The organism is Rhodococcus sp. ACS1 (assembly GCF_002300155.1).
GTDB lineage: Bacteria > Actinomycetota > Actinomycetes > Mycobacteriales > Mycobacteriaceae > Rhodococcus_F > Rhodococcus_F koreensis.
Genome location: NZ_NSDZ01000005.1, coordinates 1,156,338 through 1,173,065 on the forward strand (window position 1 = coordinate 1,156,338; position 16,728 = coordinate 1,173,065).

16 protein-coding genes are annotated in these 16,728 nt (G+C 68.8%); 6 read left to right on the forward strand and 10 right to left on the reverse strand.

Translation table 11 applies throughout. From position 1 onward, the window contains the following. Positions 1 to 22 precede the first annotated feature (22 nt). From CJ179_RS26055 to CJ179_RS26065, 3 genes are read right to left on the reverse strand one after another with little or no spacing between them, the layout of a single operon-like run. On the reverse strand, positions 23 to 976 hold the full coding sequence (locus CJ179_RS26055; protein WP_072943028.1) for an asparaginase: 954 nt from the start codon (positions 974 to 976) through the stop codon (positions 23 to 25). After that, positions 973 to 1,641, reverse strand: a complete 669-nt coding sequence (locus tag CJ179_RS26060; protein WP_095863316.1) for an MOSC domain-containing protein — start codon at positions 1,639 to 1,641, stop codon at positions 973 to 975. The genes CJ179_RS26055 and CJ179_RS26060 overlap by 4 nt, the downstream gene beginning before the upstream one ends. Continuing rightward, a complete protein-coding gene (locus CJ179_RS26065) occupies positions 1,638 to 2,759 on the reverse strand; it encodes a folate-binding protein YgfZ (protein WP_095863317.1) in 1,122 nt (373 codons plus the stop codon). Before CJ179_RS26065 ends, CJ179_RS26060 begins: the two co-directional genes overlap by 4 nt. A 62-nt stretch (positions 2,760 to 2,821) precedes the next feature. On the opposite strand from CJ179_RS26065, the gene CJ179_RS26070 reads away from it, so the two are divergent. From CJ179_RS26070 to cydC, 5 genes are all read left to right on the forward strand, one after another. Next, positions 2,822 to 3,694 carry an aminodeoxychorismate lyase gene (locus tag CJ179_RS26070; RefSeq protein WP_095863318.1) on the forward strand — a complete coding sequence of 291 codons (873 nt, stop codon included), beginning with the start codon at positions 2,822 to 2,824 and terminating at the stop codon, positions 3,692 to 3,694. A 133-nt stretch (positions 3,695 to 3,827) separates the two neighbouring features. Next, complete coding sequence (locus tag CJ179_RS26075; protein WP_095863319.1) at positions 3,828 to 5,324, forward strand: cytochrome ubiquinol oxidase subunit I; 1,497 nt, start codon at positions 3,828 to 3,830, stop codon at positions 5,322 to 5,324. A gap of 11 nt (positions 5,325 to 5,335) precedes the next feature. Further along, the gene (cydB, locus tag CJ179_RS26080; RefSeq protein WP_095863320.1) at positions 5,336 to 6,373 is read left to right on the forward strand and encodes a cytochrome d ubiquinol oxidase subunit II; all 1,038 of its coding nucleotides are present in this window, start codon (positions 5,336 to 5,338) and stop codon (positions 6,371 to 6,373) included. After that, a complete protein-coding gene (gene cydD, locus CJ179_RS26085; protein WP_095863321.1) occupies positions 6,370 to 8,073 on the forward strand; it encodes a thiol reductant ABC exporter subunit CydD in 1,704 nt (567 codons plus the stop codon). Before cydB ends, cydD begins: the two co-directional genes overlap by 4 nt. Beyond that, positions 8,063 to 9,742 (forward strand): thiol reductant ABC exporter subunit CydC, encoded by a 1,680-nt coding sequence (cydC, locus tag CJ179_RS26090; protein WP_095863322.1) that lies wholly within the window; start codon positions 8,063 to 8,065, stop codon positions 9,740 to 9,742. Before cydD ends, cydC begins: the two co-directional genes overlap by 11 nt. 243 nt (positions 9,743 to 9,985) lie before the next feature. Here the strand turns inward: cydC and CJ179_RS26095 are convergent, their stop codons facing one another. Together CJ179_RS26095 and CJ179_RS26100 are read right to left on the reverse strand one after the other, a co-directional pair. Beyond that, on the reverse strand, positions 9,986 to 11,095 hold the full coding sequence (locus tag CJ179_RS26095; RefSeq protein ID WP_373560156.1) for a type IV toxin-antitoxin system AbiEi family antitoxin domain-containing protein: 1,110 nt from the start codon (positions 11,093 to 11,095) through the stop codon (positions 9,986 to 9,988). 87 nt (positions 11,096 to 11,182) lie between these two features. After that, positions 11,183 to 11,905 (reverse strand): FABP family protein, encoded by a 723-nt coding sequence (locus CJ179_RS26100; protein WP_373560157.1) that lies wholly within the window; start codon positions 11,903 to 11,905, stop codon positions 11,183 to 11,185. 242 nt (positions 11,906 to 12,147) lie between these two features. Between CJ179_RS26100 and CJ179_RS26110 the strand changes: the two genes are divergently transcribed. Further along, positions 12,148 to 13,416, forward strand: a complete 1,269-nt coding sequence (locus CJ179_RS26110; protein ID WP_095863323.1) for a cutinase family protein — start codon at positions 12,148 to 12,150, stop codon at positions 13,414 to 13,416. Between the two features lie 69 nt (positions 13,417 to 13,485). On the opposite strand, the gene CJ179_RS26115 is transcribed toward CJ179_RS26110, so the two are convergent. From CJ179_RS26115 to CJ179_RS26135, 5 genes are all read right to left on the reverse strand, one after another. Next, positions 13,486 to 13,791, reverse strand: coding sequence for a DUF1416 domain-containing protein (locus CJ179_RS26115; RefSeq protein WP_072943045.1), 306 nt, complete (start codon positions 13,789 to 13,791; stop codon positions 13,486 to 13,488). 3 nt (positions 13,792 to 13,794) lie between these two features. Beyond that, complete coding sequence (locus tag CJ179_RS26120) at positions 13,795 to 14,631, reverse strand: sulfurtransferase (RefSeq protein WP_015888694.1); 837 nt, start codon at positions 14,629 to 14,631, stop codon at positions 13,795 to 13,797. A 67-nt stretch (positions 14,632 to 14,698) separates the two neighbouring features. Beyond that, a complete protein-coding gene (locus CJ179_RS26125) occupies positions 14,699 to 15,151 on the reverse strand; it encodes a DUF4395 domain-containing protein (protein WP_095863324.1) in 453 nt (150 codons plus the stop codon). Positions 15,152 to 15,387: 236 nt separating this feature from the next. After that, the gene (locus CJ179_RS26130) at positions 15,388 to 15,861 is read right to left on the reverse strand and encodes a co-chaperone YbbN (protein ID WP_095863325.1); all 474 of its coding nucleotides are present in this window, start codon (positions 15,859 to 15,861) and stop codon (positions 15,388 to 15,390) included. Continuing rightward, positions 15,858 to 16,637: an LmeA family phospholipid-binding protein gene (locus CJ179_RS26135; protein ID WP_072943048.1), complete on the reverse strand. Its 780-nt coding sequence runs from the start codon at positions 16,635 to 16,637 to the stop codon at positions 15,858 to 15,860. The genes CJ179_RS26130 and CJ179_RS26135 overlap by 4 nt, the downstream gene beginning before the upstream one ends. Positions 16,638 to 16,728: the final 91 nt, after the last annotated feature.

Sequence of the window (16,728 nt, forward strand, 5' to 3'; positions counted from 1 at the left end):
CCCCGATGCGGGCATTTCGACTTCAGAAGACTCCCGGAATTGCCCGGACCGTCCCCACCCGGACACCGCCGCCGAGCACGGGCTGCGATGCGAGGGCGGCCAGGTCCTCGGTCCATTCGGCGCCCATCCGGTGGAGAAGCGCTGCGGCGAGGGGCAACCGGGCCCGTTCGTGACCGTCGTCGATCTTCAGCGCGAACGCCGAGCCGTCGGGGAGCGCGCCCGCGTAGACCCCGTCGGCGCCGGCCTTCGTCATCAGCCCGGGAACGACCGGCATCAGGCGCGCGTCGTCCTTGCCGGTACCCGAGACGAGATACGGGTGCTCGCGGACGGCGTCGGCGACGGCGAGCTCGGGGGAGCCGGGCTCGGCGGTGACGAGCCGCGCGAACGCTCGCGCCAGATGCGTCAGCGACAGCGGGACGATCGGCAGCCCGCATCCGTCGATGCCGAGTTCGGCGTCGACGTCGCCGCTGATCGAGCCGAGCGTCTCGACGACCGCGAGTTGCAGGGGATGCGTCGGCTCCAGGTAACTGTCCAGCGGCCAGTCGTTGGCCAGGCACGTCGCGAGCATCGCCGCGTGCTTGCCGGAGCAATTCATGTACACCGGGCGGGGGAGCTCCCCGGCGGCCAGCAATTCGGCCCGCGCGAGCTCGTTGGAGGGCAGATCCGCGGGGCAGCGGAGCTGATCCTCGTCGAGGCCGTACCGGGCGAGGAGCCGCTCGACGAGTTCGACGTGGTCCGACTCGCCCTCGTGGGATGCGGTCGCGATCGCGAGCTCTTCGGAACTGGTCGGTTCGAAGCCGTTCCGCAGCATCGTCACGGCCTGCCACGGCTTGTTCGACGATCGCGGATAGATCGGTGTGTGCACCTCGCCGAGGGCGAGCGCGATCTCGCCGTCCGCGCTGAGGATCACCGCGGAACCACGGTGGACGCACTCACGGAATCCGGAACGGACGACCTCGACCAGTTCGATGCTCAATACGTGACCTGCACTTCCAGTCCGGCGATCCGTCGGCGGGCCTTGTCCGCGACGGTCGGAGCGAGGTTGTCCTGCTGTTCGAGCAGCGCCACGAACCGTTCCGGGTCGCGGCCGGTGAACAGATCGCGCACGGTGACGCCGTGCCCGGGCACGTGGATGTGGTGGACGGCGTCGCCTGCGGTGATCGACCCCTCGGTCACCACCCGCAGGTACGCACCCGTGTCGCCGCGTTCGGAGAACCGCTTGACCCACCTCGGCTCGGCGGCCCACACGCCGAACGTGCCGCACGGCGTCCTCGGGCCTGCCACCTCCAGTTCGGTGGTGCCGATCCGCCAGCGCTCGCCGATCACGGCGTCGCTCGCGGCGATGCCGTCCAGGCGGAGGTTCTCGCCGAACCATCCCGGGGGCAGTGCGCGGCCGAGTTCCGTCGCCCAGCGCTGCGCCTCGTCCTCCTGGTACGCGTAGACGGCCTTGAACGGCCCGCCGTGGTATTCGGTGTCGCAGACGCGGTCGCCGGCCAGTCCGGCGGTCGTGACGGACACCGGGCCGTCGACGGGCCGCTTGTCGATCGCCGTGCGGGTCACCCGCCGGGTGCCGCTGTCGCGTTCGGTGTGCAGCACGCAGACGGCCAGCACCTCGCCGGCCGCCGCGGTGGCCCCGCTCATCGGCCCCGGAGCCGGTCGACGGCGGCGCGGCCGGCCTGGACCGCGTCGTCCGCGGGCACCGAGTCGGGGTCGATGGACGCGGCGCAGGAGCCGACCACCAATTCGGTGTCGGTGGGGATGGACCGTTTGACGAGGGCCAGCGCGATGGGGCCGAGTTCGTGATGGTCGATCACAGTGCCGATCCGTCCGACCGCGCGGCCGCCCGCCGTCACCGGGTCACCGGGTTCCGGCCTGCCCTCGGCGCTGCCGTCGAGGTGCAGCAGGACCAGGTGTCGCGGCGGCTTGCCGAGGTTGTGGACGCGGGCGACCGTCTCCTGACCGCGGTAGCAGCCCTTCTCGAGGTGGACGGCGCCGTGCTCGGCGGGACCGCCGATCCAGCGGACCTCGTGCGGGATGGTGCGGTCGTCGGTGTCGAGCCCGATCCGGGGACGCACGGCGGCCACCCGGAGGGCCTCGAACGCCCACGTTCCGGCGGGGGCGGCGCCGGCGGCGGTGAGCCGGCCCCACCACGTCGCGAGTCCTTCCCGCGGGACCAGCAGGTCGAAGGAGTCGGCGGTCGGCCACGGCATGCGGCGGACGAAACCGCCCCCGGCCACCACGGCCGCGGCGTACGGCTCGGTGGGCACGGCGACCCCGGCGGCGTCGAGGACCGCCGCGGCGTCGGGGCCGATCACACTGAGGACGGCGAGTTCGTTGCCGTCGCGGGGCTCGGCCTTGGACCAGAACACCATCTTGGTGAGGAACGAGAGAAGGTCGGATCCGCGGTCGGCTTCGGTGTCGATCCAGGTGACGCCGTCGAGGTCGGTCTGGACGAAGTGGTGTTCGACGCGGCCGTTGACGTCGAGGCTGAGGTTCTCGGCACTCGAGCCGTCGGGGAGTGCGGCGACGTGCTGGCTGGAGATGGTGTGCAGCCAGGTGAGTCGTTCGGGTCCGCTGATCGCGATGACGAACCGGTGGGAGCGGTCGACGACCACCGCGGAACGCTCGGCGCTGCGTTGTTCGCCGAGCGGATCGCCGTGGTGCCAGGCGACGCCGGCGTCGGGGGAGCCTTCGGGCGCAGGGACCGCGCCCGGGGCCGTGACGAGTGGACTGGGTGAGACGGGCAGTTTGTCGACCACGGACCCAGTCTAGGGACCATGGACCTCGGGTGGCGGTCAGCAGGGTCGATAGGCTGGGTCTCATGTCTGATCGAGTGCTGGTGACGCTGGACCACGAGGTGCGCGACGCGGATGCCCCGCTGCTGCACGCGGACGATCTGGCGGTGGTGCGTGGCGACGGTGTCTTCGAGACGCTGTTGGTGCGCGGCGGTCGCGCACTGAAGGTGGAGCCGCACCTCACTCGACTGGTCGCGTCGGCGCGGGCCCTCGGTCTGCCGGTGCAGGACCTGGACGACTGGCGGCTGGCGCTGGAGTTGGCCGTCGAGGAGTGGGGGTCCGAGCGGGAGGGCGCGATGCGCCTCGTGCTCAGCCGCGGCCGGGAGTCCGGTGGCGACGCGACTGCATTCGTCACCGTCGGGCCGGTCTCCGATCGGATCCTGGACGCGCGCCGCGACGGGGTGTCGGTGCTCACACTGGCCCGGGGCTATTCGGTGGATCTGTCGGCGAGCGCGCCGTGGCAGCTGCTCGGGGCGAAGACCTTGTCGTATGCCACGAACATGGCCGCCCTGCGGTACGCGGCCACGTTCGGGGCCGACGATGTGATCTTCGTCAGTAGTGAGGGCAATGTGTTGGAAGGGCCACGTTCCACGGTGGTCATCGCCCGCGAGAAGACGCTCCTCACGCCGCCGCCGGAGCACGGAATTCTGCCGGGCACCACGCAGCAGGCCCTCTACGAGGTGGCGTCCGGCAAGGGGTTCCGCTGCGAGTACGCGGCACTGCGCCCGGCGGATCTCATTACGGCGGAAGGTGTTTGGCTCATCTCCAGCATCACCATGGCCGCGCGGGTGTGCAAGATCGACGGCCTCGCCCTGCCGGACGCGCCCCTCGCCGACGAGATCGTGGAGCTGGTCGACCTCGCGGTCGAGACGTCGGGTGCCGAGTCCGCGGAGGCTTGACAGGTCTACTACATTTCGTAGTAGCAAAGTCCTGCGGGGGAAACGACCCCGCAGTACGTTGTTTTCAAGGGTCGGGCGGAAGCCCACGCTCCGGCCCTGAAGCCTGTCCTACGGGCCCAGTTTCGGAGTAGCCATGGATGCCTTGGATGTCTCCCGGTGGCAGTTCGGCATAACCACCGTCTATCACTTCATCCTCGTACCGCTGACGATCGGGCTCGCCCCGCTGATCGCCGTCATGCAGACGATGTGGGTGGTCACCGGAAAGGACCACTGGTATCGGCTCACCAAGTTCTTCGGGAAACTCTTCCTGATCAACTTCGCGCTCGGCGTCGCCACCGGCATCGTGCAGGAGTTCCAGTTCGGCATGAACTGGAGCGAGTACTCACGCTTCGTCGGCGACGTGTTCGGCGCGCCCCTCGCCCTCGAGGGACTGGTGGCGTTCTTCCTCGAGTCGACGTTCCTCGGACTCTGGATCTTCGGCTGGGGCAGGCTGCCCAAGCTCGTCCACCTGGCCACCATCTGGCTCGTCGCGATCGGTGTCAACGCGTCCGCGTACTTCATCATCACCGCGAACTCGTTCATGCAGCACCCGGTGGGGGCCGTCTACAACCCCGAGACCGGGCGCGCGGAACTCACCAGCATCTGGGAACTGCTCACCAACAACACCGCCCTCGCGGCCTTCCCTCACGTCGTCGCCGGAGCATTCCTCACGGCGGGCACATTCGTGGCAGGCGTCGGCGGCTGGTGGATGGTGCGCAGCATGCGCAAGTCGAAGGAAGCCACCGAACCGGAGGTCGCGAAGAAGCACGAGGAGACCGCCAGGACGATGTTCCGTCCGGTCACGATCCTCGCGCTGTGGGTGATGGTCGCCGCGGGTGTCGGACTCGCGATCACCGGCGACATCCAGGGCAAGCTGATGTTCGAACAGCAACCCATGAAGATGGCGTCGGCCGAATCGCTGTGCCACACCGAAACCGGCGCCGACTTCTCGATCCTCACCGTCGGCACCCAGAACAACTGCGACAGCATCACCCAGCTCATCAAGATCCCCGGGCTCACCTCGTTCCTCGCGGACGGCAGCTTCGACTCCACCGTCGAGGGCGTCACCGAGATCCAGGCCCGCTACGAGGAGATGTACGGGCCGGGCAACTACAAGCCCAACCTGTTCGTCACCTACTGGACGTTCCGCGCGATGATCGGCTGGGCGGCCGGGTCGGCGCTGCTCGCCGTCGTCGGCCTGTGGATGACCCGCGGCGGCCGCGTCCCGGACAAGAAGTGGTTCGGCTGGCTGTCGATCGCGGTCATCCCGACGCCGTTCCTCGGCAACAGCGCGGGCTGGGTGTTCACCGAGATGGGCCGCCAACCGTGGGTCGTGGCACCCAACCCGACCGGTGTCGACATGATCAGACTGACTGTCGACCAAGGCGTCTCGAATCACTCCCCGTGGACCGTCTGGGTCTCGCTCATCACGTTCACCGTGGTCTACGGGTCGCTGGCGGTCGTGTGGTTCACGCTGATCCGCCGATACACGGTGGAGGGACCGCTCGAACACGACGCGCACCCACCGGGTGACGACCACGACGAGCCCGAAGAACCGGGCCGGCCCGAGCAACTCTCGTTCGCGTACTAGGGGAGACGGTCATGGGACTTCAAGAAGTGTGGTTCATCCTGATCGCGGTGCTCTTCATCGGGTACTTCGTCCTCGAGGGATTCGATTTCGGTGTCGGCATGCTGATGCCGGTGCTCGGCAGGCGCAAGGACCCGAACGGGGACACCCGACGGCGGGTGGTGCTCAACACGATCGGCCCCGTGTGGGACGGCAACGAGGTGTGGCTGATCACCGGCGGCGGCGCGTTGTTCGCGGCGTTTCCCGAGTGGTATGCCACCTTGTTCTCCGGTTTCTATCTGCCGCTGCTGATCATCCTCGTCGCGCTGATCGTCCGGATCTGCGCCATCGAGTACCGCGGCAAGATCGACGACGACACCTGGCGCCGACGGTGCGACTGGGGCATCGTCTTCGGATCCTGGGTTCCTGCCGTGCTGTGGGGTGTCGCGTTCGCGAACATCGTGCGCGGCGTCGACATCGACGCCGACAAGCAGGTCACCTCGAACCTCTTCGATCTGCTCAATCCGTATGCGCTGCTGGGCGGTCTGACGACCGCGCTCGTGTTCGCCCTGCACGGCGCGGTGTTCCTCGCCCTGAAGACGGCCGACGAGGTCCGCACGGACGCCGTCGAACTGGCGTCGCGGCTGGCAATCCCGGCCGTTCCGGTGGCAGGCGCGTTCGTGCTGTGGACGCAGTTGGCGCACGGCAAGGGCTGGACGTGGATCCTCGTCGCGATCGCCGCCGCCGCACTCCTGGGCGTGGTCGCGCTCACCCGCGCCGAACGTGAGGGCTGGGCGTTCGCGCTCACGTCGATCGCGGTGATCGCCACCGTGGCCCTGCTGTTCGGCTCGCTGTTCCCCAACGTCATGCCGTCCACACTGGACGCCGCGTACAGCCTCACCATCGACAACGCGTCGTCGAGTCCGTACACGCTGAAGGTGATGACGTGGGCCGCCGCGTTCCTCACCCCGGTGGTGCTGATCTACCAGGGCTGGACGTACTGGGTGTTCCGTCAACGGATCTCGACCAAGCACATCCCGCCGTCGATCGGTCTCCCGCTCGAGCGCAGATGAGCACAGCGGTCGGCGACGCACCCCGCCCCGCCGGGGAGCGGGGTTCCCGGCGCCCCGTCGATCCCCGCCTGTGGCGGTACTCCGCGGCAGCCCGCGGGTATCTCGTCCTCACGGTCGGGCTGTCGATCGTCAACGTCGCGATGGTCATCGTGTCGGCGCTCATGATCGGCCGTGTGCTCGGTGGCGTCATCGTCGACGACGCCACCGACCTCGGGCGGTGGTCCACCGAACTGACGGTCCTCGCGGCCGCGGTGGGGATCCGCGTCCTCGGCACCTGGATCCAGTCCCGGTTCGCGCACCGGTCCGCGTCGCGGGTCGTGGCGGAACTGAAGGGCGAGGTGCTCGGCGTCGCCACACGCCTGCGGCCGCGCGCACTCGATCCGCGGCGGGACGAGATCGCGACCGTGCTCACCCGCGGCATCGACGGACTTGTGCCGTACCTCACCGGGTACCTCCCCGCCCTGGTCCTCGCGGGAACGCTCACGCCGGCGACGTTGGCGGTCATCGCATTCCAGGATCTGACGTCGGCGGCCATCATCTTCGTGACGCTGCCGCTCATCCCGGTCTTCATGATCCTCATCGGCCTGCTCACCAGGGGCAAGGCCGCCAAGACGCTGACCGCGATGACCACACTGTCCTCGCAACTGCTCGACCTCCTCGCCGGACTGCCCACACTCCGCGCGCTGGGCCGCGAACAGGGGCCCGCGACGCGGGTGCGCGAACTCGGCGACGCCCACCGCCGCACCACGATGTCGGCGCTGCGGGTGGCGTTCCTCTCGTCGATGGTGCTGGAACTGCTGGCCACTCTCTGCGTCGCACTCGTCGCCGTGAGCATCGGACTGCGGCTGGTCTACGGGGGCATGGGACTCGAGGCGGGGATCGTCGCACTGATCCTCGCCCCCGAGGTGTACCTCCCGCTGCGGATGGTCGGCACCCAGTTCCACGCCGCCGAGGACGGGATGGCCGCCGCGAGTAGCGCCTTCGCCGTCATCGATGCCGACGAGCCGGTCGATTCGGACGAGCCGGTCGATTCTGACGGTGGGGTGGTGGACGCCACCGGGGCGCGTCTCGAATTCGACGACGTGGACGTCGCATCGCGCCGCGGCCGGGCGCCGCGCGGACTGTCCGGGACCCTCGAACCCGGCGCGGTGACCGTGCTGACCGGACCCAACGGCGCCGGGAAATCGACTGCGGTGCACGCACTCCTCGGCCTCGTCGCACCCGAGGGCGGACAGGTGCGGGTGGCGGGCGTCCCCGTGAGTTCGCTCGACCGGTCCGCGTGGTGGGCGCAGGTGGCGTGGCTGCCGCAGCACCCCGTCCTCGTTCCCGGCACCCTGGACGAGAACCTCCGGCTCATCGGCGACGTCGTCGACCTCGAACAGGCCTGCACGGCTACGGGTTTCGATCAGGTCCTCGCCGAACTCCCCGACGGCTGGAACACACGCGTCGGGTCCGGGGGAACGGGACTGTCGCTCGGACAGCGGCAGCGGCTCGCGCTGACCCGGGTGCTGGCCACCCGGCGTCCGGTCCTGGTGCTCGACGAACCCACCGCACACCTCGACGACGCATCGGAGCGGACCGTGCTCGATTCCCTGCGCGGCCTGGCCGCCGCCGGCCGGACGGTCGTGGTGGTGGGGCACCGGCCGACCGTGCTCGCGGCCGCCGACCGGGTGATCGAGGTGAGCGCCGATGTCGCGTGACCCGCTGCTCCGGGCGCTGCCGCTTCTCGACCTGAAACCGGGACGGGTGGCGCGGGCCGTCGCCGCCGGAGTCGCCACCCTGGGCAGTGCCCTCGCGCTGGCGGCGCTGTCGGCCTGGTTGATCACGAGGGCATGGCAGATGCCGCCCGTCCTGGACCTCAGCGTGGCCGTCGTGGCGGTGCGGGCCCTGGGCATCTCCCGCGGCGTCTTCCGCTACCTCGAGCGGCTGGCCACCCACGACACCGCCCTGCGTGGCACCACGTCCGCCCGCACCCGGCTGTACCAGCGGCTCTCCGACGGTAACCCCGCGGCCGCGGCCGGACTGCGCCGTGGCGAACTCCTCGCGCGCACCGGTGCCGACGTCGACACCCTCGGTGACGTCGTGGTCCGCGCGCTCGTTCCGATCGCCGTGGCCGTCGTCCTGGCCGTGGCCGCCGTCGGCATCCTCGCGGTGATCTCGCCGGTCGCGGCGCTCGTGCTCGCAGTGGCGCTCGCGGTGTCGGGGGTCGCGGCGCCCTGGTTGTCCGCGCGGGCCGCCCGCCTCGCCGAGACGTCCGGAGCGCAGGCGCGCGCCCGGTTCAGCGCGGACGCCGTCACCGCCCTCGATCACGCCGCGGAACTGCGCGTCGCGGGTCGCCTCGACCGCGCCGTGTCGCGGGCCGTCGACGCCGAGCACGCCGCGGTCTCGGCCACCGACCGCGCCGCCGCACCCAGCGCGTTCGCGGACGCCGCCACACCGCTGGCAGTGGGGGTGAGCGTGATCGCGTCGCTGCTCATCGGCATGGACCTGTACTCGTCGGGGACCATGAGCCCGATGGCGATGGGCATCCTCGTGCTCCTGCCGCTGTCCGCGTTCGAGGCCACCGCGGCACTGCCCGCCGCAGCGGTCGCGCTGACCCGCGCCCGCATCGCGTCCCGCCGCATCCTCGCCGTGCTCGACGCCGCAGTCGCGGATCCGCACCCCGGAGACCGGGACCTCGACGGACCCACGGAAGTGGTCGCGAAGGACCTGCGGTGCGGCTGGCCCGGCGGGCAGATCACCGCCCCGCTCGACCTCGACCTGCGGCCGGGTGCCCGGGTCGCGATCGTCGGGGGCAGCGGGTCGGGGAAGACGACCACCCTGATGACTCTCGCCGGGTTGCTCCCCCCCGTCTCGGGGACGGTCCGGATCGACGGGATCGACCTCCACCAAATCAAGTCCGAGGCGGTGCGCCGGAACGTCGGGTTCTTCGCGGAGGACGCGCACCTCTTCGATACGTCGGTGCTCGAGAATCTGCGCGTCGCGCGCGGCGAACTGGATGCCGAGGCGGCGGTGACCGTCCTGGAGTCCGTCGGGCTCGGGGGATGGGTGGCGGGGCTTCCAGAGGGAGTGCACACGACCCTCGCCGGCGGTGCCAGAGCGGTGTCCGGCGGGCAGCGTCGCCGGCTGCTCCTCGCCAGGGCGTTGCTGTCGCCCGACCGGGTGCTGTTGCTGGACGAACCGACCGAACACCTCGACGCCGACGCGGGCGCCGACCTGCTGCGGAGACTGCTCGCACGCGACGGCGGATTGGTGTCTGCGCAGCGCACAGTCGTGGTGGTCACCCATCAGCTTCCGCAGGATACGAGCGCTGACCTGGTGATACGGGTGGAGAAAGCTGAGAGCGAAAATGCGTTGCCGACTCCGTGAGTGCGGCGTACGTTCTTGTGTACACGAGGAAGGAGGTGGTCTGAAATTGAATGACAGACGGACACGTGAGGTGGCTGCCAGCTAGCCGCTACCGCTGACGGAATTCACTGACCGCGCGAGCGGCGAGCGAATCCCAGGCAGCTACCCGGCCCCCGAGCCCCCGGTCTGGTCCAAGATCGGGACCGGTGCACAAGCACCGGAAGGCTCGGGGGCCGTTGTGCGCTTCGCGCCCGTGAGTACTTGTTAACCCCCCGACGTTAATAAGTACTCACGGCAGCGCGGGCACGGGTTCGACCCACTCCAGCCGCCCCGCTCGAGCACCGTGCGCACCTCGGCCGCGACCTCACACGAGCGTTGCGTCACCTCCTCCCAGCCGTACACCAGCGCCGCCTTCCCCGCGAGTTCCGCCGCGTTGCCGCGACGCCGGTCGCGCAGCGCCACCGACCGCGACGAGTGGTACCGCAGCCCGTCCAGCCGCACAAGGAGCGGAACACCGCTGTCCGAGTAGTCCACGTCCTCGTACAAAGTCTTCCCGTCGACGAGCACAGGCGACTGTCGCCGGGCGGCCGGCAGTCCGTGGGCGAGTTCGACGTCGACGGCGTACCGGTGCTCCAGAATCGACTGGACTCCGCTGGAGACGAATGTCAGCGCGTCGGTCAGTGCCCTGCGGTATCTGCGCGGCGGACGCTGCTCGATCCGTCGAAGGAGCGTGTGGACCGACACACTGGTGCCGGTGACCGCCGACACGACGACCCGCGCGGCCGCCGGCGCCGACGGCTCCTCGACGGCCAGATCGACGACGGTGTCGGCCAGGGACGTTCGCGGCAGGAGCGTCGGGACGAGGATGTGGGCGTGCGCCCGGGAGCGGTGCACCACGACCCCCGGGTGGAGAAGATCGCCCTCGCGCGGAACGGGACGGTCGGATCGCCGGCCGACCTTGCGATACGTCGGCCCCTGGTGCTCCGCAGACAATCCGTAGGGCACGGTGACGTGGATCGGACCCTCGGGATCGACACGCACCAGCGACCACTCCTCGGCCGCGGTCCGGTGGCTGAGAATCGCGCGGGGACCACCGAACAGCAGCGCCGCCCACAGCATCATCGGCCGATCGAGGGGACCGTTGGTGACGGCGTAGACGCCGTGCAGAACCGCCGACCATTGGCCGGACTCCACCATGTGCTGGATCTGCCGGGTCGAGATGCCCAGTCCGCGCAGTTGCCGGGCCGTGACGAGGCCGTGCTGGTGGTCGAGGACTGTTTGGAATTCGGGCTTGAAGTCGATCGTCGCAGGTGTCATGGACGCGACGGTGCGGAACCCGGCCGACAGGAATGGCCCGAGAAGGGCCGATTTCAACTGGCCTGTGGATGAACCTGAGGTTGTGGATAACCCGAGCCGTGAGTACTTATTAACCGCCCGCGGTTAACAAGTACTCACGGGGCGTCAGCCAACGTAGCGGGACAGCCGCGCGGAGAGGTGGGGGCGCAGTTCCCCGTCCGCGATGATGCGTTCCTCGACGTACGCGAGGTCGCCGCCCTCGACGATGCCGTAGAGACGCTTGGCGCCGCCGACGAGAACACCGGAGGTGCTGCGAATCACGACGTCGGTCGCGAGTTCCCACGACGACTGGGTGAGGGCCCGGCCGTAGAACAGTTCGACGATGCCGGAGCTGTGGGCGAGGAGAAGTTCGACGACTTCCTCGTTGGTGCTGCCGGGAATGCCGTCTCCGCTGATCCGCCAGAAGCCGGTCTCGTGGAGATCGGGGCGCACGTACTCGCCGTCGGTGCCCAGAACCCAGGTCTGGGATCTCCACTCGAGGTAGTTGCCCCCGTTGTGGGAGACGATGATCTGCTGCCCGAAGCGGTAGTCGCCGGTGGCGGGGTCGTGGCCTTCCCCTTCACCGCGCCAGACGCCCACGAGCGGCAGTACCGCGAGAAGTTCGTTGTTCAGATCCGGGCCGAGGCGCAGATTCGCGGTGTCCTCGGGCAGCGGAAGGTCCGGAAGCTGCGGGATGTTCCGCGACGCCGTCGTCTTGGAACGCTCGATGGCGTCCGCGACGGCTGCGTCACCGCTACCACGACGCACGGTGGGGGAGTCCTCAGCGGGCGCGCTCGTAGTCGGGTGCTCGGAAGGCGGATCTGCGCCTGCGTCCGGAGTTTGACTCACGACTCGTCGGTGACCAGGCGGTAGATCGTGTAGAGGGAGAACCACGTGATCAACACGGCGGCAAGGACAAGAAGTACCTCGAAGAAGATAACCACGGTGACATCCTAAACCGAACCCGTCGAACGGTCGAAACGGGAGGCGGCTTACCGTCACTGCGGCTACGGTTTTTCGAAGGCGACCACCCGGTCGGTTCCGGATATCCTCATGCCGTCGTCTCGTCTCCCGCTCCTCCCGGAGGTCCCATGCTTCGATCCAGCCCCGCCCTCCCCGGCCTGGCGCGAGCCGCGATCACGGCGACGGTTCTGCTGCTCACCGTGTCCGCGTTCGGCGCTCCCGGCCTGGCCGTCGCGGCCCCGGACTCCGGCAGTGCAGGGTCGGGAAGCGCCGGTTCGGGGAGCGACGACACCGACCGCGTCGATCCGAACAACTACGCCGCCGACTGCCCGGACATTCTCATCGTCGCGGTCTCGGGCGCGACGGATTCGGAAGAAGACCGCAACCCCCTCGCGGAGAGTGGCGAGGTGTGGTCGAACTGGGTGGGCAACGTGACGGTGCCGACCGGCGAGGCGAACAAGGACGAGCCGGGAACGGTGGGGTGGATGTACGTGCCGTACCCGTCCACGTACGGCCTGAGTCTGCTGCAACCTGTTCCGACATACCAGGATTCGATGGCCGCCGGTGTCGCGTCGACGAACAGGATCCTCGACGAGAACAAGGCGAAGTGTGGCGACGGCACCAAGTACGTGCTGCTTGGATACAGCGTCGGCGCCGAGGTCGTCGAACGGGTGGCGCGCGAACTCGGCCACCGCGACAGCAACGCTCTGGTTACCGCCGACGACATCGCCGGCGTCGCATTGATCGGCGACCCGTACCGTCCGGCGGGCACCCCCTCGATGGGCGAACCCGGCCCACCCGGAGGCGGATTCATGTCTTCCGAGCCGGCCGACTACGGCGCTCTCGACGGCAAGATCACCTACGCGTGCCGCCCCTACGACATCGCGTGCGACGCGCCGCAGGAGATCGCCGTCCTCGAGCTGGCGCTCGGGGTGCTGGGACAGCTGCACTTCACCCTGCTGAACCCCGGCCAGACTGTCTCCGACTTCGCGAATGCGGTGACGAACATGGCGGCACGGTCGATCGTGCACATCGTCACCCACGACGACTGGTTCGCCTCCGACGAGTCCTTCCTCGACGTCCTGCGCAAGGTGGCCGACCGGACCTACGACCCCGACGGACCGGACCGGAACACGCAGGTGTCGCAGGAGCAGATGGTCGAGGCGCTGAACTGGGCGATGGGCCCCGGTTCCGAGGTCGTGAAGGCGAAGCTCGCGAAAGAGGGCCCCGGGTTCGTCGAGGACAACCGGGACGTCTTCGAACTCGTGATCAAGCCGTACATCTTCCTCGGCTTCATCCAGCACCTGTTCTACTGGAACAACAACCCGAACGACCCCTGGTACTGGGAGAGCGAGAAGATCGTCGACTGGATCACCGCGCTCGCGCAGAAGCAGTAGCGCGGAGCCGCACGAAGAAGGCCCCGCTCCGAATGCCGGAGCGGGGCCTTCCTGCGTTGGTGCTGAGTCTTACTCGCCGACCGTGACGTCGACGTTGTGCACGCCTGCGCTCGTCGGGCTCACCGTGGCGGTGCCGTTGCCGGAGCTGGACAGTGCACGCACGGTCCAGTCGCCGGGAGCGGCGAAGAAGCGGAAGTCTCCGGTGCCCGAGGCGACGACCTCGGCGGTGAACTCTCCGCCGCCGTCGAGGAGACGCACGAACGCTCCACCGATCGGCTGGCCGTCAGCGGCGAGAACGCGGCCGGTGATGACCGTTTCCTTCTCGACGTCGACGCCCGCGGGCAGGGTCTGGGTCTGTACAGGTGCTCCACACATGGCTCAGTGAACCTCCAACTCGATGGGTGCGCCGACGAGTGAGCCGTATTCGACCCAGCTGCCGTCGTAGTTCTTGACATCGGACTTGCCGAGGATCTCCTTGAGCACGAACCAGGTGTGGCTGGAGCGCTCGCCGATACGGCAGTACGCGATGGTGGGCTTCGACTCGTCGTAGCCCTTCTCCGAGTACAGCTTCTCCAGGTCGTCGTCCGACTTGAAGGTGCCGTCCTCGTTTGCGGTGGTGCTCCACGGGATGTTGATGGCCGTGGGGACGTGTCCACGCTGCTGCGCCTGCTCCTGCGGCAGGTGCGCGGGGGCGAGGATCTTGCCGGAGAACTCGTCGGGCGAACGCACGTCGACGAGGTTCTTGTTGCCGATGGCGTCGATGACCTCGTCGCGGAACGCGCGGATCGTCAGGTCGGGTGCGTCGGCCTTGTACTGGGTGGCCTCGCGGGAGACGGTCTCCTTGGAGAGGGGGCGTCCGTCGAGCTCCCACTTCTTGCGGCCGCCGTCGATAAGCTTGACGTCCTGGTGGCCGTACAGCTTGAAGTACCAGTACGCGTACGCCGCGAACCAGTTGTTGTTGCCACCGTAGAGAACGATGGTGTCGTCGTTGGCGACACCCTTGGCGGACAGGAGGTCGGAGAACTGCTGCTGGTTCAGGAAGTCACGACGGACCCCGTCCTGCAGGTCCTTCCGCCAGTCGAGGCGGATGGCGCCTTCGATGTGGCCGCCGTCGTATGCGCTGGTGTCCTCATCCACCTCGACGAAAACGGTCTTGGGGGCGTTGAGGTTCTGCTCAGCCCAGTCGGCGGAGACTAGGACATCGGAGCGAGCCATGGTGTTCCTTTCGATGTGTTCTTACTTGTGTCGGGTGGATCGTGCAGTGGTTCTCGATGTGAAACTTTCAGGCCGCGGGCCGGAGGCGTGCGACGAGTGGATAGATCTGGCAGCCGAGACAGAACCCGAATGCGGCGTTGAGGAACGCCGCGAACAGGGCGAATGCGGTGGCCACGGCGCCGACGAGGCCGGAGCCGGCGAAGAAGCCGACGGTGCCGACGGCGGCGAAGACGAAGCCGACGAGCTGCGCGAACCGCAGCGGTGCGGCGGGTTCGCGTTCGCTCACCGGAGTGAGTCGCGGCGCGACGAGGCTGCCGAAGATCCGGCCGTACGGGCTGCGCCGCGGCCCGGAGGCCGCGCCTGCCGCGAAGACGACCGCCTGCAGTGCCAGCAGAATTCCTGCTGCGACCAGCGAGAACGTCGACACGACGAGGATGGCGACGAGGACTGCGGTGGTGACCCAGGCGGCGAACCGGGGGCCACGAACGTCGACCTGCTCGACCTCGAGTGTTGTGGACATGAGAAGTGCTCCTGCGTTGAGTCCTGAATGCTTGCCTGGCGCCGAGCAACGACGGACGACGTCGTCATCGGGTTTCGATCACGTGCGCGGAGTCCGCGGTGTCAGCAGAAAGCGACAGCCCTGGTGATCAGCAACAGGTACAGCAACAAGCCCCGAGGCGGCACAGGTCTACCGTGCGGCGTCGGGTGAGCATGAGCTCGTGGCTGGATTGCACGACGACGAGTTTACCCGGTTCTTCAGGAATTTGAAGCCGGGGGCCGGGTGAGGGGTCCGAGCGCCGCCCTCAGGTCGGCCGCTGAGGGCACCCCGGACACCCGGAAGCATTGCTGCAGGTCGGCGTCGAGAATGAACGTCGTCGGCAACGACAGAACGCCGAGTTCCTTGGCGAGAGCGGGATACTCGTCGATGTCGACTTCCACCTCGACGGGAGGTTCCGGCTCGCCGGTGAGGTCCGCGACGACCTGTCCGACGACCCTGCGCACCGCTGCGCAGGGTCCGCACCAGTCGGCGGAGAAGTGGAGAACGGTGGCCGGTCGCCCGTGCCCCGAACCCGACCCGACGCCCGCCGCCTCGAGCAGCAGGCGTCGCTCGTCGGTCACTGCCGCGGTCGTCTCGCCGGTGGTCCGGACCTTCCCCTGGCGGCGCTGCCAGACGAGCCCGAACGCGAGGGCCGCGAACAGTGCGATCAGTAACAGTGTGATTCCGGTCATCGGCTCTGCAGTTCGTTCAGGTCGATCGTGACGTTGTCGCCGACACCCTCGATGACGATCTGCGAGCCCTCCGCGTACACCTCCGTCGGCTGGACGCCGAACGGCAGTTCCCGGGGGTCGATGGTCCGGGTGAAGAGGCCGAGGATCGCGGGGGCGAGCGGCTCGGGGATGGTGAAGTCGGCGTGGCCCTCGGGCCCGAAGTAGAAGTCGCTGGCGACGATCTTCACCTGATCGCCGTCGAGGACCAGGTCGGCCTGCACGCTGACGGTGGTCTCGAGCGGGCCGACGGGGACGGTGCCGGTGAGGACGACGCCGCCCGCGGTCGTCATTCCGGAGCCGCCGGAGCCGCCGGTCCCGTCCGACTTGCTGGCCGGCGGGGCCGAAACCTGCAGGTCGGGGATGTCGAGGAAGCGGCCGAGGTCGGTGGCGTCGATGAGCATGCGGCCGGAGAGGTGGTCGACCGGAAGGCTCGTGACGGAGCCGTCGACGAGGTCGGACAGCGGCGCGGACACGCCCAGGAGGGTGGACTCGATCGTCACCTCACCGACCACGTCGCTCTGTACTCCCTGGGCGCGGATCTCGATGTTCTCGTACTTCCCGGCCCACGCCTGGGTGAGGAAGGGGAAGCCGTGCACCGTCACCTCGGGATCCGCGGTGAGGGACGCGCCCGCCCGCAGTTCCCGCGACACCCGGTATTCCGCGTACGCCGCCGAACCGAAGTCGACGACGAGACCGAGTGCCACGAGGAAGATGATTCCGATGATGAGTTTCCGCACGGCCCCATTGTGACGGACACGGTGCCGGTGCAACCTTCGCGCCGGTTGCCGGGGTTCGGTGCGACGGACCTTGACGGCGGCGCGCTACTCT